Source organism: Halobacterium wangiae (genome assembly GCF_021249345.1).
Taxonomy (GTDB): Archaea; Halobacteriota; Halobacteria; order Halobacteriales; family Halobacteriaceae; genus Halobacterium; species Halobacterium wangiae.
Map to the genome: position 1 here is coordinate 1,674,941 of NZ_CP089588.1, position 26,194 is coordinate 1,701,134.

Here is a 26,194-nt window from a genome sequence, read left to right on the forward strand (position 1 = left end):
GATTAAACCCCTCGCTGTCTTTTTCGCGTCCATGAAGGAGTACAAGATGCGGAGAGGGGAGTACCTCGAAGAGCGAATGCCCGACCTCGAAGCCGAAATCGAGGAGTTCTTCGGTCCGATCACGACCACCGAGGAGTACAAGGGCAGCGACCTCTACGTCGTCGAGGACCCCAAGAACCCCGTCTTCGAGCGCGTCGTCGCCGGCGCGGTCGAGTACTCCGGGAAGAAGGACAAACTCGGCGTGGACTTCGAGGAGCGTCCCGCCGAGGACGTCATCGCCGAGGGGAACGCCGACGCCGCCGCGGACGCCGTCGACGCGAAGAACGACTTCCTCTACGACGCGACCGGCCGCGACGCGAAGTCCCGCCGCGACTCAATGAAGCGCTCCGTCGAGGACGAGGCGGAGAAGCCCGACAACGTCTCGTAGCCGGTCGACACGAGAGCGTACTGCTTCTGTGAACGTCCGCGGAGAACTGTGCAGCGACGGCCGGGTGGAGCGGTCAGTGGCGGTTGAGCTTCGACCGGCTGATGGCGATGCCGTTCGGCGTGACGATGAGCTGGTCGTCGCCCTTCTGGACGATGTCGCCGCCGACCTCCTGGGCGACCTGCCGGAGTTCGTCGACGACGTGTTCGACGGTGCGGTCCTCCGTGCGCAGTCGCGTGATGTCCGCGATGACCATGTCGCCGTCGTAGACGGCGTCCTTGATGGCGATGACGTCCTCCTGGCCGTCGATCTCCGCGACGTGTACTTTCACACCGACTTCGCTCGCGTCCGTGTCGAAGTCGTCGATGTCCAGTTCGACGTAATCCTCGGTGGAACTCCCGCTCCCGCCGAGAATCTTCTCCATGAAGCCCATAGACGTATGACCCGCCCGCCGCCCGCATAGTTCTTGCGTCAGACGCGCCCGAGTCGTGGCGGGTCGGGCTAGTCCGCTCCGCCGAGCGAGTCGTCGTCCACCCAGGCTTCGTAGCCGCCCTCCATGCTGGCGACCGTCTCCGCGTCCCCGTACTCGGCGACGAACCGGGCGGCCTGCACGGACGTCTCGCCGACGTAACAGTAGACGACGACCTTGTCGTTCCAGTCCCGCTCGACGACCACGTCCTCCAGCTCCTCGATGGTGAGGTGGTCGGCGCCGGGGAGGTGGTCGTCGACGTACGCGTCCGTGTCCCGGATGTCGACGAGGTCGAAGTCGTCCCCGGCAGCGATGCGCTCGCGTACCGTCTCTGGGGGGACGGTGTCGACGTCCTCGGTCATTGTTTCCGGAGGTAGATGCGGTACGTCCCGTCATCGCTCCGCCAGACGCGGGCGGTGGCGTCGTCGCCGACGGCTCTCGGCACGTTCTCCGTGCAGGGGACGTGGTCGGTCTCCTGGACGAGCAGTTCGCCCGCGTCCAGCGACTGGAGCCCCTTCTGGGCCTCGACCTGCGGGTACGGACAGACCTCGCCCATCATGTCCTGCACTTCGTCGGCTTCCGACAGCAGGCTGTCGGCTTCTTCGTCGGACAGTTCCTCGGGTGCGTCGGTGACGTCGTCGATTGATGGCATGGTGAGTGTGTGGAGTCGGTTCGTTCGCGATTCAGATGGCGCAGCCGACGTCGCGGTATATCCAGTGGGTCATCACGTAGACGCCGGCGACGATGCCGACGGCCGCGACGAACGAGTGGACCGAGAGCTCGGCGATGCCCGAGTAGATGTTCCCGATGTTGCAGCCGGGGGCGAGCCGCGAGCCCGCCCCCATCATGAGCCCGCCGACGACGGCGTTCGGGAGTCGCCGGCGCTTAGGCACGCGCAACGAGAAGTCCCCGCTCCAGAGCGCGGCGAGTCCGGCGCCGACGATGACGAATCCGATCATCAGCATGTCGACGGTGACGCCGACGCCCTCGCCGCGGAACAGGATGGCTCCCCAGTACTCGTATCCTCCGGCGTCGACGCCGACCTGTTCGAGCAGGTAGCCCGTCCAGCGCGCCTCCGGACCGGTGACGCCGACGATGGACACCTGCGTGAACCAGAGGACGGCGACTGCGGTGATGCCGAGTGCGGCGGTCCGCGGGTCCCACGGCCGCTTGCTGGACGCGACGGGCGTCCGCCACGCACGCACCAGTCCGCGGGCGTACGAACGGGTGCCGCGGCCGAACTGTCGGAGACCGACGACCGGTGCGAGCAGGCCCGATAGCTCGACCGACGCGACAGTCGCCCGCTCGCCCGGGTCGCTGCTCGTCTTCGCCCGGCCGATGACCGTAGCGTAGACGAGCGTGACGCCGGCAGCGACCAGCAGCGCCAGCAGTCCGGCCGGCACCGGCGAGACGCTGAAGAGACTCACGCCCTCGCCGAACGTCAGCGGCTGGAAGTACGTCGACTGGAGCGTCGGGAACGCGACCGTGAACACGGCGTAGCCGACGCCCATGAACAACAGCGTGAGCCAGAACTGGAGGTATCCCTCTCCGGCCCGGTAGAGCGTACCGCTCGCACAGCCGCCGGCGTACGTCATCCCGATACCGAAGACGAATCCACCGAGGAGCCCGGTCAGTCCCCAGCCGGGAGTCCAGAACCCCTGGTAGTAGCCCAGTTGGTAGGCAGTGCCCCAGAACACCATTGTGAGCAGCGTCGCCGCGATGACCCCCTTCGTCACCCGGGAGTCCTTGTACGCGAAGAGGTCCCGGAAGGCGTTCACGAAGCAGAACCGCCCCTTCTGCAGGAACACCCCGAGTCCGAGTCCGACGGCCGCTGCGATCAGTAGACTGTTCACTGTAGTACCGTCAACACTCTCGTGACGGTTAACCGGTCTCGAAGGGGGAAGCACTGCCCACGTGTGTGACGCCACGAATCCCCTCGTTACCCGCTAGACGGGCGACGCTCCCGTTCTCCGGGCGAGTACCAGCTCCGCAACGGTATCTCGAACACCGGCAAGAATGGCGGCGTTCCGGTGTTCCACTCCTCGTAGCGGGGTGCCCCAGCGCGCCTCTGCGGCACCGCGACCCTCGATATCCATGCTCCGGAGCAGTGGTCCTTATCTCCCCGGAGCGGCTCGGTTTGGCCGTGACCTTCAGCATCTGCGTCCGCGAACCGTACGAGGACGAGGCGGGCGACCAGCAGTACCGCTTCGGTGTCGCGGTGACCACCCGCCTCCCTGGCGTCGGCGTCCCGTGCCCGCACGTCAACGAGTACGGCGCCGTGTCGACACAGAGCCTCACGAACGTCGACCTCGGTCGCAGAGGCGTCGCGTACCTCGCCGACGGTCTCGCTATCGAGGACGCGCTCCAGGCGCTGTTGAACGCCGACGACGGGAGCGCGGACCGACAGCTCCACGGCGTCTCCCGCGAGGGGTCGTTCACGTTCTCCGGCGAGGGGTGCAACGACTGGTACGGCGAGACGAGCGGCGAGAACTACACCGTCGCGGGCAACCTCCTCACGGGCGAGGCCGTCGTCGAGCGCACCGCCGAGCAGTACGAGGACGCCGCGTTCGGGGACGCGCCGCTCGCGAAGCGACTCATCGACGCGCTCGGCGCGGGGCAGGCCGCCGGCGGCGACAAGCGCGAGGACCTCACCGTCCAGAGCGCCGCCGTGAAGGTCGTCGACACCGCTGACGACGACCGCCCGTACTACGACGACCTGCGCGTCGACGCGACCGAGGACCCCATCGTCGACCTGCGCGAGACGTTCCGGCTGGCCAAGCAGGGCTACGAGGACGCGCTCGAACGCTACGAGGACGAGATGGACGACGAGAACGAGGCGGGCGAGGAGGCGGTGAGCGAGGACGGCGAGTAACTAGACGGAGAACTCGTACAGTTCGTCGCCGACGTGGTGGAGACTCTCGACGACCTTCCCCGACGAGCCGACCATGTCGTCGCCGCTCGTGAGTGCGCGCCCGATGGCGAGCGCCTTCCCGTGGGACTCCTCCTGGATCACGACGAGGTCGCCGGACTCGATGTCGTCGTCGGCCTCGGTGATGCCGGGTCGCATCACGTCCGCGCCGTCGCTCACGAACGAGATGGCGCCCGCGTCGACGGTGACCACGCCCGTCGTCGGCGCCGTCGCGTTCGCGCCGCGGACGGTGACGAACGGTTCGCCCTCCGGGTACCAGACGAGCGGGTCGCCGTCGACGAGCACGACGTCGAACGGTTCGTCGGTGAGTTCGACGAGTTCGAAGGAGTCTGCGTCGAGTTCGACGTCTAGTCCCTCCCGGAGCGCGTCGGCGATGGCGCCGATTTCGTCGCTCCGCAGGTGGTGTCGAGAGGACACGTTCATACCGTCAGTGCGTCGCCTCGACGCTTAAAACACCCGCTCCGACCCAACCGCTAAGTGAACCGACGGCGAAGCTCTAGGCGATGTGGGGGTCCGAGAACGACCCGGTGACCTGTATCTCGTGTGGCGTCTCCGTCGAGCGCAGCAACGCCCGAGAGTACGACAAGCACGGGGACCGCTGGGACCGCGAGGGCAAGGAGTTCGAGTACCTCTGCAAGCCGTGCTTCCGCGGCCTCACGAAACACGCGCGGATCGGACTCGAGGACGCTCTCGAGGACGCGGGGGCGGGCCGGGTCACCGACGAGGAGTTCGTCGCGCGGTTCCTCGCCGACTGCGAGGAACACCCCGGCAGAGAGTGACGGCGATACGACTAACTAGGGGAGTCGGTTACTGGGAGGTATGTCGAACGACGCAGAGGCGGCGCCGGGAACCGCCGAAGCCCAGGGTCCCGTCGAAATCTCGCCCGAACTCGACCGCCAGATAGCGAACAAACGCGAGGACCTCTTCGAGAAGTTCGAGCTCCACGACGAGTTCCCGCCCGAGGTCCTCGAGGAGGCCGAGGCCCGCACCGAGGGCGTCCAGGAGGAGATCCAGGACGAGATCGAGGACCGTGCGGACATGCGTCGTCTCCCCACGTGGACGACCGACCCCGTGGACGCCCAGGACTTCGACGACGCGGTCAGCGTAATGGAACGCGACCACGAGTACGTCGTCTGGGTCCACATCGCGGACGTCACCCACTACGTCCACCCCGAGTCGGCGATGTGGGACGCGGCCGTCGACCGCGGGAACACCATCTACCTCCCCGCCTACACCGTCCACATGCTCCCGCCGGTGCTCGCGGAGACGGTCTGCTCGCTGGTCCCCCAGGAGGACCGCCTCGCCCACACCGTCGAGATGCACCTCGACAAGGACGACCTCTCCTACCGGAACATCGAGATCTACAAGTCCGTCATCCACTCGAACGAACGGCTCACGTACACGCAGACCGAGGACCGCCTCGACGAACCGGACGCGCCGCTGCACGAGGAGATATCGCTGCTGTACGAACTCGCCGACCAGATGCACGAACAGCGCAAGGAGGAGGGGAGCCTCGTCCTCAATCCCCGCCGTGACCGCGCGCACACCATCATCGAGGAGTGCATGCTGAAGGCGAACAAGGCAGTCACGCACGAACTCATGTGGGACCGGGGCGTCGAGGCCGTCTACCGCGTCCACCCCCAGCCGTCGCCCAACGAGTGGGACGACGCGCTCCGCGAGATCCAGGAGCTCGACGGCGTCTCCATCCCCGGGGACTCCTGGGACGACCCCCGGAAGGCGGTCAACGCCACCCTCGAGCAGGCGCCCGAACGCCAGCTCGGGAAGATCCAGTGGGCGGTGATGAAGGTGATGCCCCGCGCGAAGTACATGAACGACCCGTTCGGCGGCCACCACGCGCTCAACTTCGAGATCTACGGCCACTTCACCAGCCCCATCCGCCGGATGAGCGACCTCGTCAACCACTGGATCGTCTACCAGAACGACGTCCCCGAGAACCTCGTCGAACTGTGCGACCACGCCAGCGACAAGCAGAAGGCCGCCGAGTCCGCCGAACGCGAGTACCGGAACTTCCTCCAGGAGGTCGGTCTCGACCCCGACGCGGTCAACAACCGCGGCCTCAGCGTGGTCGAGGACGAAGAGGCAGCGGACGCGGCGTAACCGTCTCGGTCACCACGTGGTCGCGGGCGGTCGTTCGTCCGTCTGGAACGGCTTCGGGACGCCGTTCGTCCACAGCGAGTCACCGAGCCAGTAGCCGACGTGCCAGCCCGGTCGCTGGCGTGCCTCGCCACTCACCACGATGTGCACCTGCGTGTAGTACTCGGGGTCGGGGTCCTCGTCGACGTCCGGGCCGTCCCAGTACGCACACGACTCCTCGGGCCCGGTAGTCGGACAGTCCTCGACCGACTCGCGCAGCGAGACGACGACGTGGGCCTCCGCCGGGTCCTCGACCAGCTCGAACGACGGCGGCGGCGCCACTGTCCCCTTCGCGCCGCGCTCGTAGTACTCGAAGGCGTTCTGGAGGCGCGCCCCCTGGCTCGCGGAGAGGTCGCGGTCGGACTCGACGGCGACCCGGAGCGTCTCCGACGACCACGGGTACGTGCGGTCCTCGGCGTCGGTGACGTTCGCGGGCGCTCTCGCCGTCAGGTTCTTGGCCATCGCATCGCTCGGTCCCTCGCCGTGCCGGTAGCCCAGCGTGTGACCGAACTCGTGTTTCAGGATGGCGAGTGTCGTCTCCGGGGTGTGGCCCGCCCGCACCCGCACCGTCACCGTCTCGTTCGCCGTCTCGTTCCTGGAGAGGACCGGTGCACAGCCGAGCGCGACGCTGTCCTCGTGGACGCCACAGCCGTCGACGGTCCGGACGACTTGCACCCGAATCTCGGGGGAGTCGGTCTGGCTGACGAGCCGGAACTCGGGGTTGTACGGACTCCCCTGTCCGGTCTTGTCCTCCCAGTAGGAGAGTGTCTTCATCACCTCCGGGTGGATGTTCCGCTCCATCCCCGCCGGGTTCTCGACGACCACCTCCACCCGCTCGGTTCCCCACGGGTTGTCGTACTGGTTCCACGTCGGCTTGGCGGGGCTCTGGTTGTCGTACTGGTTCCACGTCGGCTTGGCGGGGCTCTGGTCGTCGTAGGGGACCTTCGGGGTCGGCGTGTCGACCGGTTCTGGCGACGCTGGCTCCGCCGTCAGACAGCCCGACGCGACGACGATCGCGACGAGGCTCAGAGCCAGCACGGGCCGTGACATCGTTCCACAAATCGACCGTGTCTCGTATTAACGTGTTGCTTGATAGACGTACTGCGGTCTCACAGGAACTGTACCCCGAGTCAGACGGACCGCTCGCTACGCTCGCGGTTGCGACTTCCAGGGCTTCAAATCCACGCGCTCGCTGCGCGAGCGCTCAGCTCGCCATTTCTTCACTGCGTTCAGAAATGGACTCGCTGGGATTTGAACCCAGGGCCTCTTCCTTGCGAAGGAAGCGATCTACCGCTGATCTACGAGCCCGATAAGTGGGGGAACGCGTGTGACGCGCCGTCGGTTCGAGGAACGGCGTCAGTCTTCGAGGACGATCTCGATGCTAACGTCGTTGGGAACCTGAATCCGCATCAGCTGGCGGAGCGCGCGTTCGTCGGCGTCGATGTCGATGAGACGCTTGTGGACGCGCATTTCCCAGTGCTCCCACGTGGCAGTCCCTTCGCCGTCGGGGGACTTCCGCGAGGGGACTTCCAGCGTCTTCGTCGGGAGCGGGACCGGACCGCTGAGCTTCACACCGGTCTTGTCCGCAATCTCCCGCACGTCGTCGCAGATGTTGTCGAGGTCGTCGGGATCGACGCCGGCGAGACGAACGCGTGCCTGCTGCATGGATTAGGCTTGCTCGACCTCGAGGACCTTGCCGGCCGCGATGGTCTGACCCATGTCGCGCACGGCGAAGGAGCCGAGCTCCGGGATCTCGGAGGACGGCTCGATGCTGAGGGGCTTCTGCGGTCGCACGGTGACGACCGCGGCGTCGCCGGACTGGATGAAGTCCGGGTTCTCCTCCTCGGTCTCGCCCGACGAGGGGTCCATCTTCCGGTCGATGGACTCGATGGTACACGCGACCTGCGCCGTGTGGGCGTGGAAGACCGGCGTGTAGCCAGCCGTGATGACCGACGGGTGCTGCATCACGACGATCTGCGCGGTGAAGGTCTCGGCGACCTTCGGCGGGTCGTCGGCCGGACCACAGACGTCGCCGCGACGGATGTCGTCCTTGCCGATGCCGCGGACGTTGAAGCCGACGTTGTCACCGGGCTCGGCCTTCGGCACCTCTTCGTGGTGCATCTCGATGGTCTTGACCTCGCCACCGACGTCCGAGGGCTGGAAGCTGACGTTGTCGCCCGTGTTCATGATGCCGGTCTCGATACGTCCGACGGGGACGGTACCGATGCCGGAGATGGTGTAGACGTCCTGGATCGGGAGGCGCAGCGGCGCGTCCGTCGGCGGCTGCGGCTCCGGCAGGCTGTTGAGGGCCTCGAGGAGCGTCTCGCCATCGTACCACGGGGTGTTCTCCGAGGTCTCGGAGACGTTGTCGCCCTCGAAGGCGGACGTCGGGATGAACGACGCGTTGTCCGTGTTGAAGCCGACCTGACCGAACAGGTTCTTCACGTCCTCGACGACGCCGTCGTACTTGTCCTGGTCGTAGTCGACCAGGTCCATCTTGTTGACGGCGACGATGAGTTCGTCGATACCGAGGGTGCGCGAGAGGAACACGTGCTCGCGGGTCTGGGGCGCCACACCGTCGTCTGCGGCGACGACGAGGACGGCGTTGTCCGCCTGGGACGCGCCCGTGATCATGTTCTTCACGAAGTCACGGTGACCCGGACAGTCGACGATCGTGAAGTAGTAGGCGTCCGTGTCGAACTCCTGGTGGGCGATGTCGATGGTGACACCACGCTCTCGCTCCTCGGCGAGGTTGTCCATGACGTAGGCGAACTCGAAGCCACCCTTGCCCTTCTCCTCGGCTTCTTCCTTGTGCTGTTCGATGACGTGCTCGGGTACGCTCCCCGTCTCGTAGAGGAGGCGCCCGACCATCGTGCTCTTCCCGTGGTCGACGTGGCCGATGACGGCCAGGTTCTGGTGCGGTTTGTCGCTCATGGTCTAATATCGCGCGAACGGCGCGCTCTGTGGGATTTATTCGCCACTTCGCATTAAAACCATTTCGGTACGGCCTCAGCTCCATCGGCCCGCCTTCGGGTGGTTTGTGGGAACCAACCACACGGTCCGGCCTCAGTCGAGGCGACCGACGTCCGCGAGCACGGCGGTCGCCGTCTCGGGCCCGCCGGCCCCCCGCCCGGAGATGTTCAACCGACCCGCGTGTTCGGTCTCCAGCTGGACGATGTTCATCGTCCCCGACACCGCCAGCGCGTCGTTCTCCGGGACGAGTCGCGGCCCGACGCGGGCGCCGTCGGCGGTCACCTCGCCGATGAGCCGCACCGTCCGGCCGTCCTCGGCGGCGAGTTCCAGCGCCGACGGCGGCACGTTGGTGATGCCCTCGACGTCGACGTCCGCCAGGGTGTAGCCGCCGCCGTGGATGACGTTCGCGAGGATGGCGCACTTCAGCGCGGCGTCGGTGCCCTCGACGTCGAACGTGGGGTCGGCCTCCGCGACGCCGAGGTCCTGTGCCTCCGCGAGCACGTGCTCGTAGGAGGGGCCCTCGGCGGCCATCCGCGTGAGGATGAAGTTCGCCGTCCCGTTGAGCACGCCGCGGGCCGCGCTCACGCGCTCCGCGCCGACGCCCTCGATGGTGGAGAGCGCCGGGATGGCGCCGGCCACCGTCGCCTCGAAGCGCACTTCGCCGTCGCTGGCGCGTTCGAGTTCGCGCACGTCGTCGTAACGCTCGGCGACTGGCCCCTTGTTCGCGAGCACGACGTGGCGGTCGGCTTCGAGCGCCGCCCGGACGTGACCGAACCCGGGCTCCGCGTCCCCGAGCGTCGTCGGCGTCGCCTCCACGAGCACGTCGTAGTCGGCGACCAGCGCGTCCTCGGGGGCGGCGTCACCGACGGTCCCCGTCTCGTCCTTCCGTTCGAGTGCGGCCGCGACGTCGATTCCCGCCGCGTCGACCACGGCGCTCGTCGAGTCCGCCAGCGCCACGACCGAGTGACCGTACTCTCCCGCCAGTTCCGCCACGGAGCGACCGACGTCGCCCACACCGACGATGGCGAGTCTCACAGTTCACCCACGAGCGGTTCGACGACCGAGAGGTCCTTCTCCGCGGCGATGCCCCGAACCGTCTCCAGGGTCTGTTCGGCGCTCCCGGACTGGACGGCCAGACGGAGTCGCGCGCTCGAGACCCCGTCTGTCCCCTCCTCGTCGGTGAGCGAGAAGTCCGCGACCGACGCGCTCGAACAGGACTCCAGTCGCGAGAGCGTGTCCGAGAGGTCGGTGTCCACGAGGTCGCCGACCAGGATGACGGTGATGGCCTCGCCGTACCGCTCGGAGTCGGCGGCGATGACCGCCACGCCGGCGTCCCGTAGTGCTTCTACGATCTGCTCGAAGCGGTGGGGCGCACACTCCAGGTCGACCTCTACGGGGATGTGCCCGCGGGGCGTAAGCGACCCGCGCTCGTGGAATATCGACAGCAGGTTGCCGCCGTTGTTCGCGATGGGTTCGAGCGCCCGTAACAGCTCGCCGGGCTCGTCGACGAGTTCGAGGCGGAGCGTGTGGGCGCGGTTGGCCGTCTCGCTCACGGCGACCACCCGGGTGCAGGCGACGCGCGGATTGTTGTCGGCTGCGAGCGGAAACGCCGTCGCTCCGTGCCGATTCCACGCGTGACGCGTCTGCCTGCGTGCATGCTACTTCGTGGGGCGTCTCGCCGGTATAAGCCTTCGGCCCGGACAATTCCTACCGCTGTTCGACCGACAGACGCGCCTGTACGACCGAAACACAAACGAGCATCCTCGCGCGGAGCGCGAGGTTCGCCGCGAACGTTCCGCGTTCGCGGGAGCGTTTTTAGCGTAGCTTTTTGCGAGGCGGGTTCCCGCAGCGAACGTAGTGAGCGAGGAAACCCGTCGAAGTAAAAAGGTCCGACTTTAGAAGTAGTCGATGCTCGGGGGCAGCTCCGTCTTCATCCCCTTGCGGACGCGGATCTCGTCGATGATCTCCGGCTGGAGGTTGTCGGCCATGACGCGGAAGCCGGCGTTCTCCGTGTTCCAGGAGGCACGGCCCTCGGTGGCCGAGCGGATGTCACTGGAGAAGCCGATCATCTCTTCGACGGGCGCGATGCCCTCGACGACCATGAGGTCACCCTCCTGGTACATGTCGTCGACGCGGCCGCGGCGTCCCTGGATCTCGCCGGACGCGGCGCCCATGTGCTCGGAGGGGACGTCGATGCGGACGTCCTGGATCGGTTCGAGCAGACGGATCTCGGCGTCGATGAGCGCGCGGTGGGCGGCGTCGCGGACCGCCGGGATGATCTGGGCGGGACCGCGGTGGATGGCGTCCTCGTGGAGGCGCGCGTCGTGGAGACGGACGAGCGCACCCTCGACGGGTTCGGCGGCGAGCGGGCCGTCCTCGAGGGAGTCCTCGAGACCCTCGACGACGAGTTCCATCGTCTCGTTGAGGTGCTGGATACCCTTCGTGTCGTCGATGAAGATGTTGCGGCCGATGATGTTCTCGACGTTCTGGGAGGTGTCCTTGTCCATGCCGGCGTCCTGCAGGACCTCGCGGCGCTCCTGCTCGGGCATGTCCATCGACACTTCGCCGAGGCGGAGCTGCTCGAGCACCTCGTCGCTGAGCGGCGTGACCGTGATGTAGAACTTGTTGTGGCGGTTCGGGGAGACGCCCTCGACCTCGCGGGACTCCTGGGTGGGCATCTCGCGGTAGACGACGATGGGCTCACCCGTGGTGACGGGGATGCCCTGGTTGCGCTCGATGCGCTGGGTCTGGACTTCGAGGTGGAGTTCGCCCTGCCCGGAGATGAGGTGCTCGCCCGTGTCCTCGTTGATCTCGATGGAGATGGTGGGGTCCTCCTTGGAGACTTGTCGGAGCGTCTCGATGAGCTTCGGCAGGTCGTCCATGTTCTGTGCCTCGATGGACTTCGTGATGACCGGCTCCGAAATGTGCTCGATGGACTCGAACGGCGTCATCTCGATGCTGGAGACGGTGGAGCCGGCGATGGCGTCCTTCAGGCCGGTGACGGCGGCGATGTTCCCTGCGGGGACGTGTTCGACCTCCTCGCGCTCGCCACCCATGTAGATGCCGACGCTCTGTACGCGGTTCTTCCCCGCGGTGCCGGAGACGTACAGCTCCTGGCCCTTCTCGATGGTGCCGGAGAACACGCGGCCCGCGGCGATCTCGCCGGCGTGCGGGTCGATGCCGATGTCGGTGACCATCAGGACAACCTCGCCGTCCTCGTCGACGAGACGCATCGTGTCGGCGAGTTCGGAGTCCGCGTCGCCGCGCCAGATGCGCGGGATACGGCGGGGCTGGGCGTCGATGGGGTTCGGGAAGTGCTCACAGACCATGTCGAGGACGACGTCCGACAGTGGCGTGCGCTCGTGGAGTTCCTGGCGCTTGTCGTTGCGCTCGAGGTCCATGATGTCGCCGAAGTCCATGCCCGTGCGCTGCATCGACGGCATCGAGACGCCCCACTTGTAGAGCGCGGAGCCGAACCCGACGGTGCCGTCCTCGACGGAGACCGTCCAGTCGTCGATGTCGTCCATCTCCTCGGTCATGCCGCGGATGAGCTCGTTGACCTCGTTGATGACCGACAGGAGTCGCTCCTGCATCTCCTCGGGCCCCTCCTGGAGCTCGGAGATGAGGCGGTCGACCTTGTTGATGAACAGCGCGGGCTTGACGCCCTCGCGGAGCGCCTGCCGCACGACCGTCTCCGTCTGGGGCATCGCGCCCTCGACGGCGTCCACGACGACGAGCGCGCCGTCGACGGCGCGCATCGCACGGGTCACGTCGCCGCCGAAGTCGACGTGGCCCGGCGTGTCGATGAGGTTGATGAGGTGGTCGTCGTCCTGGTACTCGTGGGTCATCGAGACGTTCGCGGCGTCGATGGTGATGCCGCGTTCCTGCTCGTCCTCCTCGGTGTCCATGGCGAGCTGCTCGCCGGCGGTGTCCTCGGAGATCATGCCGGCACCGGCCAGCAGGTTGTCCGTGAGCGTCGTCTTGCCGTGGTCGACGTGCGCGGCGATGGCGATGTTCCGAATCTGCTCGGGTTCGTCCATCAGCCGTTCGCACTGTTCGACAATCTTCTTGCGTCGGCCCATTGGGAATTCTTACTGCCAGCGGGTTCAAAAGGGTAGTGTTTTGCTCGGACCACGGTACGGCGGGACACGGCCCGTAGCCGGTGATTCGTCGGGTTCGAACTGTCCGCTCTGGTCGTCGGTTCGGCGTCGTCTCGCTCCGCTCGGCGCGCAGACGGGCGTAAGAGTCTTTGCCGCGAGCGACCTGCCAGATAGTATCATGGAGTTGCGAGTCACCGGTAGCGGCCCGGCCGCGCCCTTTCTCGGCGCCCGGGACGTCTTCGAGACCGCCCACGACCTCGAGAAGCCGGTCACCGTTCGCGTGCGCGAGAACCCCGACGAGCGGACGTGGGCGGGCCACTACGACGACCACCACGTCCTGAACATCTCCCGGCAGGCGGCGACCAGCGCGATGGCTCGCGAACTCGCCCTCCACGAGTTCGCCCACATGCACTGTTACGAGCACGAACACCCGAGCCACGTGCTCTCGATGGACGAGGTGCTGTTCCTCGCGCTCACGGGTCGGGAGGTCGAACGGCGGGTGCTCACCCACTGCTACCAGATCGCCAACCACGTGAAGGACATCTACGCCGACGACATCACCCTCTCGGTCGGGCCGACGGACAAACTCGTCTCGTTCCTCGAGTCCGAACTCGCGGCCGCCGTCGCGGACCGCCCCGTCGCCGGCCCCCAGATGGGACAGCGGCTCACCGCGGGCGCAGACCCCTCGATGACGGCGGTGAACGCGGCGTTCGCGCTCGCGCTCCTCGAACGCAACGGCGCCGTCGACGACGGCCACCGCATCTACGACCTCGCGCACGCGGCCGCCGAGGACGCGCCCGAGATCGAGTTCGACGCGTTCCGCGAGCGCTTCGCGGCGCTCGGTGACGACCCCGACGAGAGCGAGTGCCGTCGCGGCCTCGTGGACACGATCCGAACCTACGTCGACGCACAGGAGACGACCGCCGGCCCCGCGGCCGACTAGGCGACGATGCGGACGAGCCTGTCGTCGCCCTCCTTCGGGTACCCCTCCTTCGCGCGGCCGTCCCGGTTCGACGTCGTCGCGTAGAGCGCGCCGTCCGGCCCTTCGACGACGCAGCGCACCCGACCGAGCGAGCCGAGCGTCTGCCACGCCGTCGCGCCGTAGTCGTCGTCCAGCCAGTCGCCCTCGAAGCGCTGTCCGTCCCCGGTCGGCGGTCGCGGCGCCCCTTCCGGCGTGAGCGAGACGACGCCGACTCGCTGGGCGATGAGCTGGCCGAAGACGAGGCAGTGCTGCCAGGCGGGGATCGCGTCGCCGGTGTAGAGGGTGCCGCCGGTCGGCGCCCAGGAGTTGTCGACCCCGGTGTTCAGCGCTGGCCTGCTCACCTCGGGGTTCGCGCGGTACTCCTCGGGGTGGCGTACGTCCGGCCAGCCGTAGTTCTCGCCCGCGTCGAGGACGGTCACCTCGTCGAGGCCGCTCGGCCCGTGTTCGGTGACGACCGGCGTGGCGTCGGGGAGCCACGTGATACACTGCGGGTTGCGGTGGCCGAGCGTGTAGACGCGGTCGTCCCAGCCGTCGTGGCGCGGATTGTCGGCGGCCGGGGCGCCCGTCGCCTGCACGCGGAGGACCTTCCCTGCGAGCGACTTCGGGTCCTGTGCGTCCGCCTTCGTCCCCGCGTCCCCGGTCGTGACCCAGAGGTGGTTGTCCGGCCCGAACGCGATGCGGCCGCCGTTGTGGACCTCGTCCGCGGGGATGCCGCCGACGACGACCTCCCGCGTGCTTGCCGGGTCCTCGGCGGTGGCGTCGAAGCGTACCACCTGGTTCTCCCAGTCACCCTCCTCGCCGGCGGTGTAGTAGACGTACAGCCACCCCGGGTCGGGGTAGTTCGGGTGGACGGCGACGCCGAGCGTGCCGCCCTCGCCGCCCGCGACCCACCACGTCTCCCAGTACGGTTTGTCGTCGGGTTCGTCGTCGACGGCCGTGACGTCGATGGCGTCCTCGGGCGCCGCGACCGTCGAGAGTGTGTCGCCGTCGAAACGCCGGACGCGCCCGACGCGCTCCGTGACGAACAGCGTGCCGTCGGGTGCGAACGAGACGTCCCAGGGCACTTCCAGGCCCGTGAGCACGTCCTCGGTGCGGACGTTCGTCTCGGGGGTATTGGTCGGCGTCGCCCAGTCGAGGTCGTAGTTCGCCCACGCGGTGGCGTCGTGAGTCAGGTCGTCGTCGGGGCGGCTCCCGCCGGCGATACAGCCGGCGAGTCCGGTCGCGGCGATGGCGGCGGTGGTGGCGAGGAACCGCCGGCGCGAATCGTCCATGCGGCCAAGATTTTAGGCAGGCCTAAAATCTCTATCGGAACGGTGCCAGCGCTCCCGCTGGTCACCCGGAGAACGACAGAGAGTAGAAACCGGATTAGCGCGCTGCCGCGGCGACGCGTTCCTTCTCCTCTTTCTGACCCACTGCGTACGTCTGCACGTCGTAGTCGGCCGCGCCGATGAGCTGCTGGGCGAGCGCCTCGGCGGCGTCCGTCGGCGTCTTGAACGCCGAGGAGTGCGCGCCGTCGGTGATGAACTTCAGCGCCTGGTCGACGCGGCGCTGGGGCGCGACGTCGACGGCCTGGGGGACCGAGATGCCGCCGTACTTCAGGCGGACGGTCTCCTCGCGGGGCGCCGCGTTCTCCACCGCGCGCACGAGCACCTGCACCGGGTTCTCGTCGGTACGCTCGTGGACGATGTCGAAAGCGTCGCGGACGATCTGCAGGGCCTGCTGCTTCTTGCCCGCGTTCTGTCCGGTCTTCATCAGGCGGTTCGCGAGCCGCTCGACGACGCTGATCTCGCTCTTCTTGAACTGCTTTGAGGAGTGTCGGCCCATCGTGTGGGCGACCGGCGTCGCGGCGAGGTACCGTCGCGTGCTCGGGTCCTCGTAGGTGATGCCCGTCACGTCCCACTTGCCGAAGAGCTTCGCGTCGACGTCTTCGTCGTCGGTGCCGGCGGGTGCGTCGGGTTCTGGGGCTGCGTCCTCGCTCATGTTATCGGACCGGTTTCTCCGCGTTCCCGCGGACGAGTTCGATCATGCTCACGCCGTTGACCTTCTCGACTTTGTAGTTCACGCCCGAGATGTCGCCCATCGCACGACCCTTCGCACCGCCGATGCCGGCGATGGTGACTTCGTCGTGCTCGTCGATGAACGAGATGGCGCCGTCACCGGGACAGAACGCCGTGACCTGCTTCCCGTTCTTGATGAGCTGGACCCGGACGCACTTCCGGATCGCGGAGTTGGGCTGTTTCGCTTCGATGCCAATCTTCTCGAGGACGATGCCGCGACCCTGCGGCGCACCCTCGAGGGGGTCGGACTTCTTGCCGAGACCCCGCTCTCGCCGCGCGTACTCGGAGTCGGACCACCGGTGCTTCTGGCGGTCCTTCTTGAGTTTCCGAGCGGCGTACTTGCCGTTCGACATACAGCCGATTACCCAGTGGAGGTACTTAAGCCCGACCTTTTGCGCTGCGGCGCGGCTGCGCCGCGCCTCGGCAAAAGCTCGACCAAAAGCACTCCTCCCTCACTCCGCGCCTCCGGCGCTCCGTTCGGTCGTCGGCCCGCGCTCCCGTTAGTCGCGCGGTGAACGGCTTCGCTCGGGTTCTTCGAACCGCTCGCTCGCCGATGCTCGACAGTCGGTTTCACAACCTATCGGCTACGTTCGCGACCCGAGCGGCTCGAAGAGCCCGGAAGGGTCGCGATTCACCGAGCGCGAACGAAGTGAGCGCTCGGACCGACGACTGAGGGACGCGAAGCGGACCGAAGGAGGAGTGCTTTTTCCGCAAGTTTTTGCCGAGCGGGGGTCGCCGCAGGCGACCCCCCGCAGCGCAAAAAGTGCGCTTACGTGAGCTGGATATCGTCGACGTCGTAGTGGCGGGCGGCGAGTTCCTTGGCGGCCTCGATGTTCTGGCCGTCTGCGCCGATTGCGACGCCCTTGTCGTCGTGGGCGACCTCGGCGTACGCCACCGTCGTGTCGTTCTCGCTGATGGTGACGTTGTACACCGCCGCGGGGGAGAGCGCGTTGGCGACGAACCCCTCCGGCGTCGGCGCGTCCTCGACCAGCATCACGTCCCGGCCGAGTTTCTCTTCGAGGGCTTCGACGCGGCTCCCGCCGGGGCCGATGGCCGACCCCATCTCGCCCGCGGTCACCACGAAGATGACGCGGTCGCGGTCGTCGTCGACGACGCAGTCGACGGCTGTCGCCTCCGTCTCGTCCTCGAAGGCCGCCAGCAGGCGGCGCGCCTCGTCCGAGAGCCGGACTGTCATCAGTCCGACTTGCCGGCGCCCATGCGCAGGTTGACGTCGCCCGTGCCGAGGCGGACCGGCTTCCCGACGATGACGTTCTCGATGACGCCGTCGAGGTCGTCCGCCTCGCCGTAGATGGCGGCGTCGAGGAGGTGGTTGACCGTCACCTCGAACGCCGCCCGCGCGAGCACCGAGTCCTTGTTGCCGGAGATGCCGTGCCGGCCGATGGACTGGATGGTGCCGTCGTTGGTCATGATGTCCGCGACCAGCATCAGGTGGCGGATGTTCACGTCGCCCAGCCCCTGCTCTTCGAGGGTGGACATCGTCTCGTCGATTATGGCCTCGCGGGCCGCCTCGATGCCGAGGGTCTTGTGGACCTCGTGGATGTTGTTACACTTCGTCCGGGAGGCGTCGACGCCCTCGATTTTGAGCGCCTTCTTGAACGCCGAGCCCTCCGTGTAGAGGACGAACTCCTCGCCGCGGTCGGTCTCCTCGCGGCGGATGACGACGCGGCTGACGTCCTCGATGCCCTTGAACACGATGTCCCGGAGCTGTTCGACGAGCTGGAGCAGCTCGCGGTACGAGGGTTCGCTCGGACCGAACTCGAGGACGGTACCCTGCTGGGTCACGTCCACGCCGAGGCTCCCCTCGATGGTCTCGGCGATCTCGGCGGCGACCTCGGTCGTGTCGTCCTCGAGCGGCCAGCGCTCCAGGAGCGTGTCCTCGTTGAGGTCGATGCGGACGACCATGTCGGCGACGTTCGTCGAGATGTCGCCGAGCGCGAGGATCTTCGTCGCCTCGATCTTCCAGACGACCTCGTGGGCGCGTTCGCGCTCCGCGGCGTACTCGTCCTCGAGGAACACGTTCATCACCGGCGTGTCCGGTGTCTTCCGGGCGTCCACCAGCTCGATGAGCCGGGGGAGGCCCTGCGTGACGTCCATCTCCGCGACGCCCGCGTAGTGGAACGTGTTCATCGTCATCTGCGTCCCCGGCTCCCCGATTGACTGCGCGGAGACGGTCCCCACCGGGTCGAGGGGGTCGATGCGGGTCTCGAGGTAGCTGGACTCGACGGCGGTCGCGATCTCCTCGACCTGCTCGTCGGTGACGCCGTCGCGGTCCTCGATGGTGTCGTAGACGCGCTCCTTCAGCCGTCGGGGAAGCTCCGTGGCCTCGACAGTGTCGCGCACGCTCTCGGTGACTTCAGTCATCGGATTCCACCTCCCAGGACGCACCGTGTTCGGAGAGATTCGTCGGTGGCTCCTGGACGCCCAGGAACTCCGCCTTCTCCTCGTCGCTGGCGAACTCGGAGTCGATGACACGGTCCGCGATGTTCTCGACCTCGATGTCGACCTCCTGGTTGGAGGCGACCTCGACCGGCGAGGTGCCGTCCTCGCCGAACTCGAACTGGACGATGGTGTCGCTGGTGTCCCGGACGGTGCCGTCGTACTGCGTCTCCAGTTCGGAGAGCGCGTTGATGAGCCGACGCTGGAGGTAGCCGGACTTCGAGGTGCGGACTGCCGTGTCCACCAGCCCCTCGCGGCCACCCATCGCGTGGAAGAAGAACTCCTTGGGCGTCAGCCCGCTCGTGTAGGAGTTCTCCACGAAGCCGTGGGCCTCACTGGAGAGGTCGTTCGGCGCGAAGTGGCTCAGCGTGCGGTCCTCGTAGCCGCGGTTGATGCGCTCGCCCCGGACTGCCTGCTGGCCGACGCAGCCGGCCATCTGCGTGAGGTTCAGCATCGACCCACGCGCGCCGGAGTTGGCCATCACGACTGCCGGGTTGTCCGCCGCGAAGTTCTCCTCGGCGACGTCGCCCGCGGAGTCGCGGGCCTTCCCGAGGGTCTGCATGATCTTCATCTCGAGGGTCTCGTCGACAGTGCGGCCGGGGAGGCTCTCGAGGTCGCCGTTCTCGTACGTCTCGATGAGTTCCTGGACGCGCTCGTAGGCGGAGCCGATGGCCTCGTCGATGCGTTCGCGGGCCTCCTCGGAGACGGTCTCGTCGTCGATGCCGATGGAGAACCCGAAGTGCATGATCGACCGCATCGCCAGCGAGGCGACCTCGTTGATGAAGATGCGGGCGCGGGTCTTCCCGTGGACCTTCGCGATGGTGTCGACGATCTCGCCGCCGAACCCACCGACCTCGTCCTCGGCGATGGTGCCCTCCTCGAGGTAGCCGTCCTCGATGACGACGGGTTCGCCGACGGTGCCGAGGAACTCGAGGTCGAGGTCCTCGGGCAGCAGTTCGGAGAAGATCTGGCGACCCTCCCAGTACGGTTCGCCGGCCTCGGTGCCCGCGGGCTCCGGCAGTTCGTCGATGCGGGTCTGCCGGAGCAGGTCGGAGGCCTGCGTCTCGTTGAACCGCGGGTTGGTGTGGGTCAGCAGGTACGTCCCGCTGATGTGGTCCTGGATGGCGCCGATGATGTTCTCACCGAACCGCGGGGAGAGGATCTGCTCCTGGACCCGCATCAGCACGCGGGCCTCCGCACGGGCCTCCTCGTTCTGGAGGGCGTGCATGTTCATCTCGTCGCCGTCGAAGTCGGCGTTGTACGGCGGACAGACGACCGTGTTCAGGCGGAACGTCTTGTACGGCATCACCACGACCTCGTGGGCCATGATGGACATGCGGTGGAGCGACGGCTGGCGGTTGAAGATGATGATGTCGCCGTCGATGAGGTGTCGCTGGACCTCCCAGCCGGGCTCGACGCGCTCGGCGAGTTCCTCGCAGACCTTCTCCGTGACGCGCACGCGTCGCCCGTCGGGTCGGGTGACGTAGTTCGCGCCCGGGTGGCCCTCGGGGCCGTTGCGCACGTAGCGCTTCGCCCGCTCGAGGTTCTGGTCGTTGACGACCATCGTCTGGGTCATCTCGGTCGCCACGCGGTCGGGGACGCCGACCTCGTTCAGCGACAGCGTCGGGTCCGGCGAGATGACGGTCCGCGCCGAGAAGTTCACGCGCTTCCCGGACAGCGAGCCGCGGAACCGGCCCTCCTTGCCCTTGAGGCGCTGGGAGAGCGTCTTCAGCGGTCGGCCGGAGCGGTGGCGCGCCGGTGGCGTCCCGCTGATCTCGTTGTCCATGAACGTCGTGACGTGGTACTGCAGCAGCTCCCAGAGGTCCTCGATGATGAGCTGGGGTGCACCGGCCTCGCGGTTCTCCATGAACCGCTGGTTGATGCGGATGATGTCGACGAGCTTGTGGGTGAGGTCGTCCTCGCTGCGCTGGCCGTTGTCCAGCGTGATGGAGGGACGGGCCGTCACCGGCGGCACCGGCAGCACGGTCAGGATCATCCACTCGGGTCGCGAGCGTTCGGCGTCGATGCCGAGCGCCTCGAGGTCCTCGCCGGGGATGTCCTCGAACCAGTCGCGGATGTCCGAGGGCATCAGCTTGTTCATGTCCTCGGTGGTGAGGTCGGCGCCGAGCGCGGCCTCGATGGCCTCGCGGTCGTCGCGTCGGGGGCGGAACTCGCCCGAGAGGATCTCGTTGATGCGGCTGATCTCGATGTCCGTCTGCTCGGCGAGTTCCTGGGGGCTGATCCCCTGGTCCTCGTCGTCGTCGCGGTCGGGCTGCATCGACGCCGCGATGCGCTCGCTGTAGTCCGACGCGAGCACCTGCTGGACCTCGTAGTACGTCGTCGGCTTCTCGTGTTTGACGTCGTACTGGCCCTCGCCGCAGTGCGGGCAGTGGTCCTTCTTCCGGGCCTCCCGGATGGCCGCCGTCATCACGTCGGAGACGTCCTGGCGGAGGCTCCGCGTGCGGTCGAGGTCGGCACGGTACTCGTCTTTCTCCTCCTCGGTGAGCAGGAGTCGCGAGCACTCCCGGCACGTGCCGCGGAGCAGCCGACGGATGAGCTTCGAGAAGCCGACGTGGATGACCGGCGCCGCGAGCTCGATGTGGCCGAAGTGGCCGTTACAGCTCCCGGAGCGCTGGCCGCACGTCTTGCACTCCAGTCCGGGGTCGATGACGCCCAGCCGCGGGTCCATCAGCCCCATGTCGATGGGGAAGCCGTCGTCGTCGTACGTGTCCGCGGTGATGACCTTCGTCGCGGACATGTCCCGGTACTCCTCCGGGTCCATCAGCCCGAAGCTGATCTCCCCGATTTCCATTGGTGATTGTCCTGCACTCATACTGCGTCCTCCAGTTCCAGTCGCGGCGCGATACCGAGCGCCTTCATCTCGTCGAGCAGTAGCTTGAACGCGTAACTCATCTCGATGCTGTGGACGTCCGTCTCCTCCCCGCAGTTCGGACAGTAGACGCGTCGTTGCTCGTAGTTCTCGACGGCGGTCATGCCGCAGTTGCCACAGACGTGGACCTCCTCGCGGTCTGAGGAGTCCAGTAGTCGCTCTTTGAGCACCATCGCGGCCCCGTGGCCGATGACGGTGTCACGCTCCATCTCCCCGACACGGAGGCCACCCTCGCGGGCGCGCCCCTCGGTCGGCTGCCGCGTCAGGACCTGGACCGGTCCCTTCGAGCGGGCGTGGAGCTTGTTCGACACCATGTGGTAGAGCTTGTGGTAGAAGATGGTGCCGACGAAGATCTCGGCCTCGATCTTCTCGCCGGAGACGCCGGAGTACAGCACCTCCTTCCCGGAGGACTTGAACCCGCGGTCCTGTAGCGTGCCGCGGATCTCCTCTTCGTCCTCGCCGGTGAACGCCGTCCCGTCGACGGAGCGCCCGTCCATCGAGCCGGCTTTCCCACCGAGCATCTCCAGCACGTGGCCGACCGTCATCCGCGACGGCAGCGCGTGGGGGTTCAGCACGAGGTCAGGCACGACGCCCTCGCCCGTGAACGGCATGTCCTCGTGGGGCGCCAGGTGACCGACGACGCCCTTCTGGCCGTGACGGGACGCGAACTTGTCGCCGAGTTCGGGGATGCGCTCGTCGCGCACGCTCACCTTCGCGAGCTTCGAGCCGTCCTCGCCCTCCATCAGCGTCACCGTGTCGACGACGCCGTCCTCGCCGGAGCGCATCGTGACGGACGTCTCGCGGCGCTTCTGCGGGCTGAGCCCGCCCATGTCCTCGGGTTCCTCTAGGAACCGCGGCGGACTCGTCTTCCCGAGCAGGACCGAGGACTCGTCGACCTGGGTCTCGGGGTTGACGAGGCCGTCCTCGTCGAGGTGGCGGTAGGCGTCCTCGCCGCGAGCCCCGCGCACGTCGTCGCCGGGGATCTCGAAGCGGTCCTCCTGGCCGCCGGGGTAGCGTCGCTCTTCGCCCTCGTAGGTGCGGAAGAAGTGCGAGCGGGCGAGCGCGCGCTCGACCGACCCCTTGTTCATGACGAGCGCGTCCTCGATGTTGAACCCCTCGTAGGACATCACGGCGACGACGAAGTTCTGGCCCGCGGGCCGGTCGTCGTAGCCGATCTGCTCGGTGGTCTGGGTGTTCACCATCGCCTTCTGCGGGTAGTGCAGGAGGTGCTGGCGGGTGTCTGGCCGGATGCGGTAGTTCGCCGCCGGCAGGCCCAGACTCTGTTTCATCATCCCTGCCCCCATCGTGATACGGGGGCTGGCGTTGTGCTCGGGGTACGGGATCATCCCGGAGCCGATGCCGAAGATGAGCTGCGGGTCGATCTCGAGGTGGGTGTGGTCCTCGGTGAGGTCGTCCTCCTCGACCCCGACGAGGATGTCCTCTTCCTCCTCGGCGTCGATGAACTCCACCTTCCCCGCGCGCACGAGGTCCTCGAAGTCGATGTCGCCCGTCTGGATGGCCTCCATCTCCTCGTCGGAGACGAGGGTCTCCCCGCCCTCGACGACGAGCAGCGGACGGCGGGCGCGTCCCGCGTCCGCGTTGACGATGACCTCGTTGGTGCGGTCTTTCACGGAGACGTTCACCATCTCGGAGACCTCTCCCCGGCGACGCGCCTCCCGAATCTGTGCTGCCAGCTCCTCGGGACTCTCGTGGGTCCCGACGAGGCTGCCGTTGACGTAGACTTTGGCTTCTCGTTCCGTGCTCATGTTAGTCGTCCGCTGATGTCGCTTCCGTGTTGATTCCGGGGATGCCCTCGACGCCCATCGACGAGAGCTCTCGTTTGAGCTCCCGTTCGTCGTCGACGTTCTGGGAGAGCTCCATCGACTGCGCGAAGTTCTTCACCAGGCCACAGTTCGGTCCTTCGGGGGTCTCGGAGGGACAGATCCGCCCCCACTGGGTCGCGTGCAGGTCGCGCGCCTCGAAGTGGGGCTGCGAGCGGGACAGCGGACTCCGCAGGCGGCGTAGGTGCGAGAGCACGCCCATGAAGTCCGTGCGGTCGACGAGCTGACTGACGCCGGAGCGTCCGCCCACCCAGTTCCCCGTCGCGATAGGGTGTTCGAGGCGCTCGGTCAGCACGTCGGAGCGAACCACCGTGTTCACGGTGAGCTGTCGGTTCCGCATGTTCGCGCGCTCGAGCTGGTACTTCACGTCGCGTGCCAGCTTGTTCAGCGCGGTCCGGAACAGGTCCTTCATCAGGTCACCGGAGACCTTCAGGCGCTTGTTCGCGTAGTGGTCCTTGTCGTCGGCCTCGCGGCGCCCGAGCGCGAGTTCGAAACACGCCTCGGCCATCCGGCAGAGGTAGTAGGACTTGTTGATGCGCGTCTCCTCGTCCTCGATGCCCTCCTCGTGGAGGTGCGGGAGGAGGTAGCGGTCGATGACGTAGTTCGCGCGCTTCAGCTGGTAGTTCTTCCCCTGCCCGGAGGCGACTCGCTGGCCGAGCTTCTCGATGGCCTCCTCCTGGGTCTGGACGTCGGCCTCCTCCAGGTTCTCCAGCATGAACTTCACGATCTCGGGGTCCTCGCTGACGCGGTGGACGATCTCCTCGTCGGACTCGAGGCCGAGCGCCCGAACCAGCGTCACGAAGTCGATGGAGCCCGAGACCGAGGGGAACGACACCTCGAGCAGTCCCTCGCGGTTCCGCTCGACGAGCACCAGCGCGCGGTAACCCCGGCGCTGGCTGAACGTCTTCGCGACCTGGATCTCGTCGCCGTACTTCGAGTCGTACTCGGCGAGGATCTTGTTCGGTGCGAGGTCCTCGCTGGTCATCAGCACGCGCTCGCTGCCGTTGATGATGAAGTAGCCGCCGGGGTCGGCGGGGTCCTCGCCGATCTCGATGAGTTCCTCCTCGGAGAAGCCCGCGATGTTGCACTTCTCGGAGCCGACCATGATTGGCATCCGGCCGACCTTCGTCTCGGTGGTGTCGAGGACGCGCTCCTCCTCCTCTTCGCCGCCGCGCACGATGCTCATCTCCATGAACACCGGGGCGGAGTACGTGATGTTGCGGAGGCGCGCCTCCTGGGGGTACAGCAGTTCCTCGGAGCCGTCCGCTTCGCGCACGCGTGGCGTGACGATGCGGACGTCACCGAGTTCGACCCACACCGGTTCTTCCTCCTCCTTGTCGCCGATGTCGGTCTCGATGCGTTCCTTCTCGGTCACGACGTCCTGCATGCCGCGCTCGAGGAAGGCGTTGAACGAGCGGTAGTGGTGTTCGGCGAGTCGTTCCTTCGAGAAGTACGACCTCGACAGTTCGCGTCGGTCTTCCTGTTGCATTTATTCTATCACCAGTCGGTATACGACGGCTTTGTCTGTGGTTCGGGAGTCGCGGACGATCTGGACGACGTCGCCGAGCTCGGCGTCGTCGGGCAGCGCCGGGTCCTTGCGTCTGATCTTGGGCAACTCCGTGCGCTCGATGTCGTAGTCCTCGAGCACCTCCTCGACGTCCGCTTCGTCGAGGACGGTGTGCTCCGGGACGAGTTCGTGTTGGCTTACGTCTACCATGGGTGCACCTGCATGGGGGGAGAATCAACTCTCACGAGATACTACAGGCCAATTACCGGCCGTGGAATTTAAGTCTTGCTAACTACAATTCATCGGGTTGCGCACGCCAGCACGGCCCACACGCCACCCGATTGGAAAGCCTTAAGAATGAATGCCGGCTACGAACGAGTGCAGCGTGCCCGGGTGGTGTAGTGGCCCATCATACGACCCTGTCACGGTCGTGACGCGGGTTCAAATCCCGCCTCGGGCGCTTTCTCTCTGACGCAACGTTTCGAGAGCACTCGCTGTGCTCCGTCCTCGCCAACAGCAGCGGTTTTTAGACCTTCGCCGCCAACCACGAGGTATGCTCGGACTGGCCGTCGCCAACGACACGGAGACGTTCGAGCGGATGCGCGGCCCGCTCGCCGACCGCGGCATCCGCGCGGAACACGTCTCCGTCCGGGAGTCGGTGACGCCGCTGTCGGACCCGCCGTTCGACCCAGAGGCGTTCGACGTGGGGTTCGTCTTCCCGGGGCGACTGATGGAGGGCGGCGTGGTGGACGCGCTGCTCGACGTGCCGTGGGTGAACGACCGCGCGGCAATCCTGCGCTCGCGGAACAAGGCGGGGGCGCTCGCGACGCTCGCGGACGCCGGCGTCCCCGTCCCAGACACCGTCTACGTCTCGAACCCCGCCGACGAGGACGCGGTCCGTGGGGCGTTCGAACGCTTCGACGCGCCCGTGGTGGTGAAACCGAACTCCACGACGCGCGGCGTCGGCGTCGCGAAGGTCCACGACGCGGACTCGCTGGCCGGCGTGACCGACTACCTCGAACTCGTCCACGACTACCGCGCGACCGGTGACAAGTCCTACCTCGTCCAGGAGTTCCTCCCGGACGCCGCGGACTACCGCGCGATGGTGCTCGACGGCGAGGTGGTGGGCGCGGTCCAGCGGGAGGCTCCCGACGGCTGGAAGCACAACGTCCACCGCGGCGCGTCCGCGGAGGGCGTCGAACTCCCCCCCGAACTCCGGGAACTCGCGCTCGACGCGGCCGCGGCGCTGGACGTCGCGTTCCTCGGCGTCGACCTGCTCGTCACCGACGAGCGCGCAGTCGTCAACGAGACGAACGCGCGCCCGACCATCGACGACGAGTCGAAGTACGAGTCGGGGTTCTACGACCGGCTCGCGGCGCTCGTCGAGCGGACGGCCGACTCGTAACTGGCG

At 67.2% G+C, this 26,194-nt stretch carries 26 protein-coding genes and 2 tRNA genes; 7 read left to right on the top strand and 21 right to left on the bottom strand.

Translation table 11 applies throughout. The features are described 5' to 3' along the window. Positions 1-31: 31 nt before the first annotated feature. The gene (locus LT965_RS09070; protein WP_232700447.1) at positions 32-427 is read left to right on the top strand and encodes a DUF5611 family protein; all 396 of its coding nucleotides are present in this window, start codon (positions 32-34) and stop codon (positions 425-427) included. A 73-nt stretch (positions 428-500) separates the two neighbouring features. On the opposite strand, the gene LT965_RS09075 is transcribed toward LT965_RS09070, so the two are convergent. From LT965_RS09075 to LT965_RS09090, 4 genes are all read right to left on the bottom strand, one after another. Then, positions 501-857, bottom strand: coding sequence for a cell division protein SepF (locus LT965_RS09075; protein WP_232700448.1), 357 nt, complete (start codon positions 855-857; stop codon positions 501-503). Between the two features lie 68 nt (positions 858-925). Further along, entirely contained in the window at positions 926-1,255 is a 330-nt protein-coding gene (locus LT965_RS09080; RefSeq protein ID WP_232700449.1) for a rhodanese-like domain-containing protein, read from the bottom strand. Further along, the gene (locus LT965_RS09085) at positions 1,252-1,545 is read right to left on the bottom strand and encodes a sulfurtransferase TusA family protein (RefSeq protein ID WP_232700450.1); all 294 of its coding nucleotides are present in this window, start codon (positions 1,543-1,545) and stop codon (positions 1,252-1,254) included. The genes LT965_RS09080 and LT965_RS09085 overlap by 4 nt, the downstream gene beginning before the upstream one ends. Positions 1,546-1,576: 31 nt before the next feature. Continuing rightward, entirely contained in the window at positions 1,577-2,746 is a 1,170-nt protein-coding gene (locus LT965_RS09090) for a YeeE/YedE family protein (protein WP_232700451.1), read from the bottom strand. 290 nt (positions 2,747-3,036) lie between these two features. Between LT965_RS09090 and LT965_RS09095 the strand changes: the two genes are divergently transcribed. Further along, positions 3,037-3,765 (top strand): DUF1028 domain-containing protein, encoded by a 729-nt coding sequence (locus tag LT965_RS09095; RefSeq protein WP_232700452.1) that lies wholly within the window; start codon positions 3,037-3,039, stop codon positions 3,763-3,765. Here the strand turns inward: LT965_RS09095 and LT965_RS09100 are convergent, their stop codons facing one another. Continuing rightward, positions 3,766-4,245 carry an RNA-binding protein gene (locus tag LT965_RS09100; RefSeq protein ID WP_232700453.1) on the bottom strand — a complete coding sequence of 160 codons (480 nt, stop codon included), beginning with the start codon at positions 4,243-4,245 and terminating at the stop codon, positions 3,766-3,768. An 80-nt stretch (positions 4,246-4,325) separates the two neighbouring features. On the opposite strand from LT965_RS09100, the gene LT965_RS09105 reads away from it, so the two are divergent. Together LT965_RS09105 and LT965_RS09110 are read left to right on the top strand one after the other, a co-directional pair. After that, complete coding sequence (locus LT965_RS09105; RefSeq protein ID WP_232700454.1) at positions 4,326-4,601, top strand: DUF7562 family protein; 276 nt, start codon at positions 4,326-4,328, stop codon at positions 4,599-4,601. A 40-nt stretch (positions 4,602-4,641) separates the two neighbouring features. Further along, on the top strand, positions 4,642-5,940 hold the full coding sequence (locus LT965_RS09110) for an RNB domain-containing ribonuclease (RefSeq protein ID WP_232700455.1): 1,299 nt from the start codon (positions 4,642-4,644) through the stop codon (positions 5,938-5,940). A gap of 9 nt (positions 5,941-5,949) precedes the next feature. On the opposite strand, the gene LT965_RS09115 is transcribed toward LT965_RS09110, so the two are convergent. The 7 genes from LT965_RS09115 to LT965_RS09145 form a co-directional block, all read right to left on the bottom strand. Further along, positions 5,950-7,026 carry a hypothetical protein gene (locus LT965_RS09115; RefSeq protein WP_232700456.1) on the bottom strand — a complete coding sequence of 359 codons (1,077 nt, stop codon included), beginning with the start codon at positions 7,024-7,026 and terminating at the stop codon, positions 5,950-5,952. 186 nt (positions 7,027-7,212) lie between these two features. Next, positions 7,213-7,284, bottom strand: a tRNA-Ala gene (locus tag LT965_RS09120). A 48-nt stretch (positions 7,285-7,332) separates the two neighbouring features. Continuing rightward, complete coding sequence (gene rpsJ / locus LT965_RS09125) at positions 7,333-7,641, bottom strand: 30S ribosomal protein S10 (RefSeq protein ID WP_009486703.1); 309 nt, start codon at positions 7,639-7,641, stop codon at positions 7,333-7,335. Between the two features lie 3 nt (positions 7,642-7,644). Further along, positions 7,645-8,910 (bottom strand): translation elongation factor EF-1 subunit alpha, encoded by a 1,266-nt coding sequence (gene tuf, locus LT965_RS09130; protein WP_232700457.1) that lies wholly within the window; start codon positions 8,908-8,910, stop codon positions 7,645-7,647. Between the two features lie 132 nt (positions 8,911-9,042). Further along, positions 9,043-9,984 carry a homoserine dehydrogenase gene (locus tag LT965_RS09135; protein ID WP_232700458.1) on the bottom strand — a complete coding sequence of 314 codons (942 nt, stop codon included), beginning with the start codon at positions 9,982-9,984 and terminating at the stop codon, positions 9,043-9,045. Beyond that, on the bottom strand, positions 9,981-10,511 hold the full coding sequence (locus tag LT965_RS09140; RefSeq protein ID WP_232700459.1) for an amino acid-binding protein: 531 nt from the start codon (positions 10,509-10,511) through the stop codon (positions 9,981-9,983). The genes LT965_RS09135 and LT965_RS09140 overlap by 4 nt, the downstream gene beginning before the upstream one ends. A 333-nt stretch (positions 10,512-10,844) precedes the next feature. Next, positions 10,845-13,031, bottom strand: a complete 2,187-nt coding sequence (locus tag LT965_RS09145) for an elongation factor EF-2 (protein ID WP_232700460.1) — start codon at positions 13,029-13,031, stop codon at positions 10,845-10,847. A 196-nt stretch (positions 13,032-13,227) separates the two neighbouring features. On the opposite strand from LT965_RS09145, the gene LT965_RS09150 reads away from it, so the two are divergent. Further along, entirely contained in the window at positions 13,228-13,992 is a 765-nt protein-coding gene (locus LT965_RS09150) for a DUF5781 family protein (protein ID WP_232700461.1), read from the top strand. Here LT965_RS09150 and LT965_RS09155 read toward each other — a convergent pair. From LT965_RS09155 to LT965_RS09195, 9 genes are all read right to left on the bottom strand, one after another. After that, positions 13,989-15,302 carry a PQQ-dependent sugar dehydrogenase gene (locus tag LT965_RS09155; protein WP_232700462.1) on the bottom strand — a complete coding sequence of 438 codons (1,314 nt, stop codon included), beginning with the start codon at positions 15,300-15,302 and terminating at the stop codon, positions 13,989-13,991. The genes LT965_RS09150 and LT965_RS09155 overlap by 4 nt on opposite strands. Positions 15,303-15,396: 94 nt before the next feature. After that, on the bottom strand, positions 15,397-16,011 hold the full coding sequence (locus LT965_RS09160; protein WP_232700463.1) for a 30S ribosomal protein S7: 615 nt from the start codon (positions 16,009-16,011) through the stop codon (positions 15,397-15,399). Position 16,012: 1 nt separating this feature from the next. Then, a complete protein-coding gene (locus LT965_RS09165) occupies positions 16,013-16,441 on the bottom strand; it encodes a 30S ribosomal protein S12 (protein WP_232700464.1) in 429 nt (142 codons plus the stop codon). Positions 16,442-16,857: 416 nt separating this feature from the next. Next, the gene (locus tag LT965_RS09170) at positions 16,858-17,283 is read right to left on the bottom strand and encodes a NusA-like transcription termination signal-binding factor (protein ID WP_232700465.1); all 426 of its coding nucleotides are present in this window, start codon (positions 17,281-17,283) and stop codon (positions 16,858-16,860) included. Then, complete coding sequence (gene rpoA2 / locus LT965_RS09175) at positions 17,283-18,470, bottom strand: DNA-directed RNA polymerase subunit A'' (RefSeq protein ID WP_232700466.1); 1,188 nt, start codon at positions 18,468-18,470, stop codon at positions 17,283-17,285. The genes LT965_RS09170 and rpoA2 overlap by 1 nt, the downstream gene beginning before the upstream one ends. Then, positions 18,463-21,378 (bottom strand): DNA-directed RNA polymerase subunit A', encoded by a 2,916-nt coding sequence (locus tag LT965_RS09180; protein ID WP_232700467.1) that lies wholly within the window; start codon positions 21,376-21,378, stop codon positions 18,463-18,465. The genes rpoA2 and LT965_RS09180 overlap by 8 nt, the downstream gene beginning before the upstream one ends. Then, positions 21,375-23,201 (bottom strand): DNA-directed RNA polymerase subunit B, encoded by a 1,827-nt coding sequence (gene rpoB, locus LT965_RS09185; protein WP_232700468.1) that lies wholly within the window; start codon positions 23,199-23,201, stop codon positions 21,375-21,377. Before rpoB ends, LT965_RS09180 begins: the two co-directional genes overlap by 4 nt. Before the next feature lies 1 nt (position 23,202). Further along, the gene (locus tag LT965_RS09190; protein WP_232700469.1) at positions 23,203-24,765 is read right to left on the bottom strand and encodes a DNA-directed RNA polymerase subunit B''; all 1,563 of its coding nucleotides are present in this window, start codon (positions 24,763-24,765) and stop codon (positions 23,203-23,205) included. Next, positions 24,766-24,993, bottom strand: a complete 228-nt coding sequence (locus tag LT965_RS09195) for a DNA-directed RNA polymerase subunit H (RefSeq protein WP_232700470.1) — start codon at positions 24,991-24,993, stop codon at positions 24,766-24,768. 177 nt (positions 24,994-25,170) lie between these two features. Between LT965_RS09195 and LT965_RS09200 the strand changes: the two genes are divergently transcribed. Beyond that, positions 25,171-25,243, top strand: a tRNA-Asp gene (locus LT965_RS09200). 93 nt (positions 25,244-25,336) lie between these two features. Beyond that, positions 25,337-26,188, top strand: coding sequence for an ATP-grasp domain-containing protein (locus LT965_RS09205; protein WP_232700471.1), 852 nt, complete (start codon positions 25,337-25,339; stop codon positions 26,186-26,188). The last annotated feature ends 6 nt before the right edge of the window (positions 26,189-26,194 follow it).

Coding starts and splice junctions, on each gene's coding strand:
- LT965_RS09070 (WP_232700447.1), top strand. CDS start 32: ATGAAGGAGTACAAGATGCGGAGAGGGGAGTACCTCGAAGAGCGAATG.
- LT965_RS09075 (WP_232700448.1), bottom strand. CDS start 857: ATGGGCTTCATGGAGAAGATTCTCGGCGGGAGCGGGAGTTCCACCGAG.
- LT965_RS09080 (WP_232700449.1), bottom strand. CDS start 1,255: ATGACCGAGGACGTCGACACCGTCCCCCCAGAGACGGTACGCGAGCGC.
- LT965_RS09085 (WP_232700450.1), bottom strand. CDS start 1,545: ATGCCATCAATCGACGACGTCACCGACGCACCCGAGGAACTGTCCGAC.
- LT965_RS09100 (WP_232700453.1), bottom strand. CDS start 4,245: ATGAACGTGTCCTCTCGACACCACCTGCGGAGCGACGAAATCGGCGCC.
- LT965_RS09105 (WP_232700454.1), top strand. CDS start 4,326: ATGTGGGGGTCCGAGAACGACCCGGTGACCTGTATCTCGTGTGGCGTC.
- LT965_RS09110 (WP_232700455.1), top strand. CDS start 4,642: ATGTCGAACGACGCAGAGGCGGCGCCGGGAACCGCCGAAGCCCAGGGT.
- LT965_RS09115 (WP_232700456.1), bottom strand. CDS start 7,026: ATGTCACGGCCCGTGCTGGCTCTGAGCCTCGTCGCGATCGTCGTCGCG.
- rpsJ (WP_009486703.1), bottom strand. CDS start 7,641: ATGCAGCAGGCACGCGTTCGTCTCGCCGGCGTCGATCCCGACGACCTC.
- tuf (WP_232700457.1), bottom strand. CDS start 8,910: ATGAGCGACAAACCGCACCAGAACCTGGCCGTCATCGGCCACGTCGAC.
- LT965_RS09145 (WP_232700460.1), bottom strand. CDS start 13,031: ATGGGCCGACGCAAGAAGATTGTCGAACAGTGCGAACGGCTGATGGAC.
- LT965_RS09150 (WP_232700461.1), top strand. CDS start 13,228: ATGGAGTTGCGAGTCACCGGTAGCGGCCCGGCCGCGCCCTTTCTCGGC.
- LT965_RS09155 (WP_232700462.1), bottom strand. CDS start 15,302: ATGGACGATTCGCGCCGGCGGTTCCTCGCCACCACCGCCGCCATCGCC.
- LT965_RS09160 (WP_232700463.1), bottom strand. CDS start 16,011: ATGAGCGAGGACGCAGCCCCAGAACCCGACGCACCCGCCGGCACCGAC.
- LT965_RS09165 (WP_232700464.1), bottom strand. CDS start 16,441: ATGTCGAACGGCAAGTACGCCGCTCGGAAACTCAAGAAGGACCGCCAG.
- LT965_RS09170 (WP_232700465.1), bottom strand. CDS start 17,283: ATGACAGTCCGGCTCTCGGACGAGGCGCGCCGCCTGCTGGCGGCCTTC.
- rpoA2 (WP_232700466.1), bottom strand. CDS start 18,470: ATGACTGAAGTCACCGAGAGCGTGCGCGACACTGTCGAGGCCACGGAG.
- LT965_RS09180 (WP_232700467.1), bottom strand. CDS start 21,378: ATGAGTGCAGGACAATCACCAATGGAAATCGGGGAGATCAGCTTCGGG.
- rpoB (WP_232700468.1), bottom strand. CDS start 23,201: ATGAGCACGGAACGAGAAGCCAAAGTCTACGTCAACGGCAGCCTCGTC.
- LT965_RS09190 (WP_232700469.1), bottom strand. CDS start 24,765: ATGCAACAGGAAGACCGACGCGAACTGTCGAGGTCGTACTTCTCGAAG.
- LT965_RS09195 (WP_232700470.1), bottom strand. CDS start 24,993: ATGGTAGACGTAAGCCAACACGAACTCGTCCCGGAGCACACCGTCCTC.
- LT965_RS09205 (WP_232700471.1), top strand. CDS start 25,337: ATGCTCGGACTGGCCGTCGCCAACGACACGGAGACGTTCGAGCGGATG.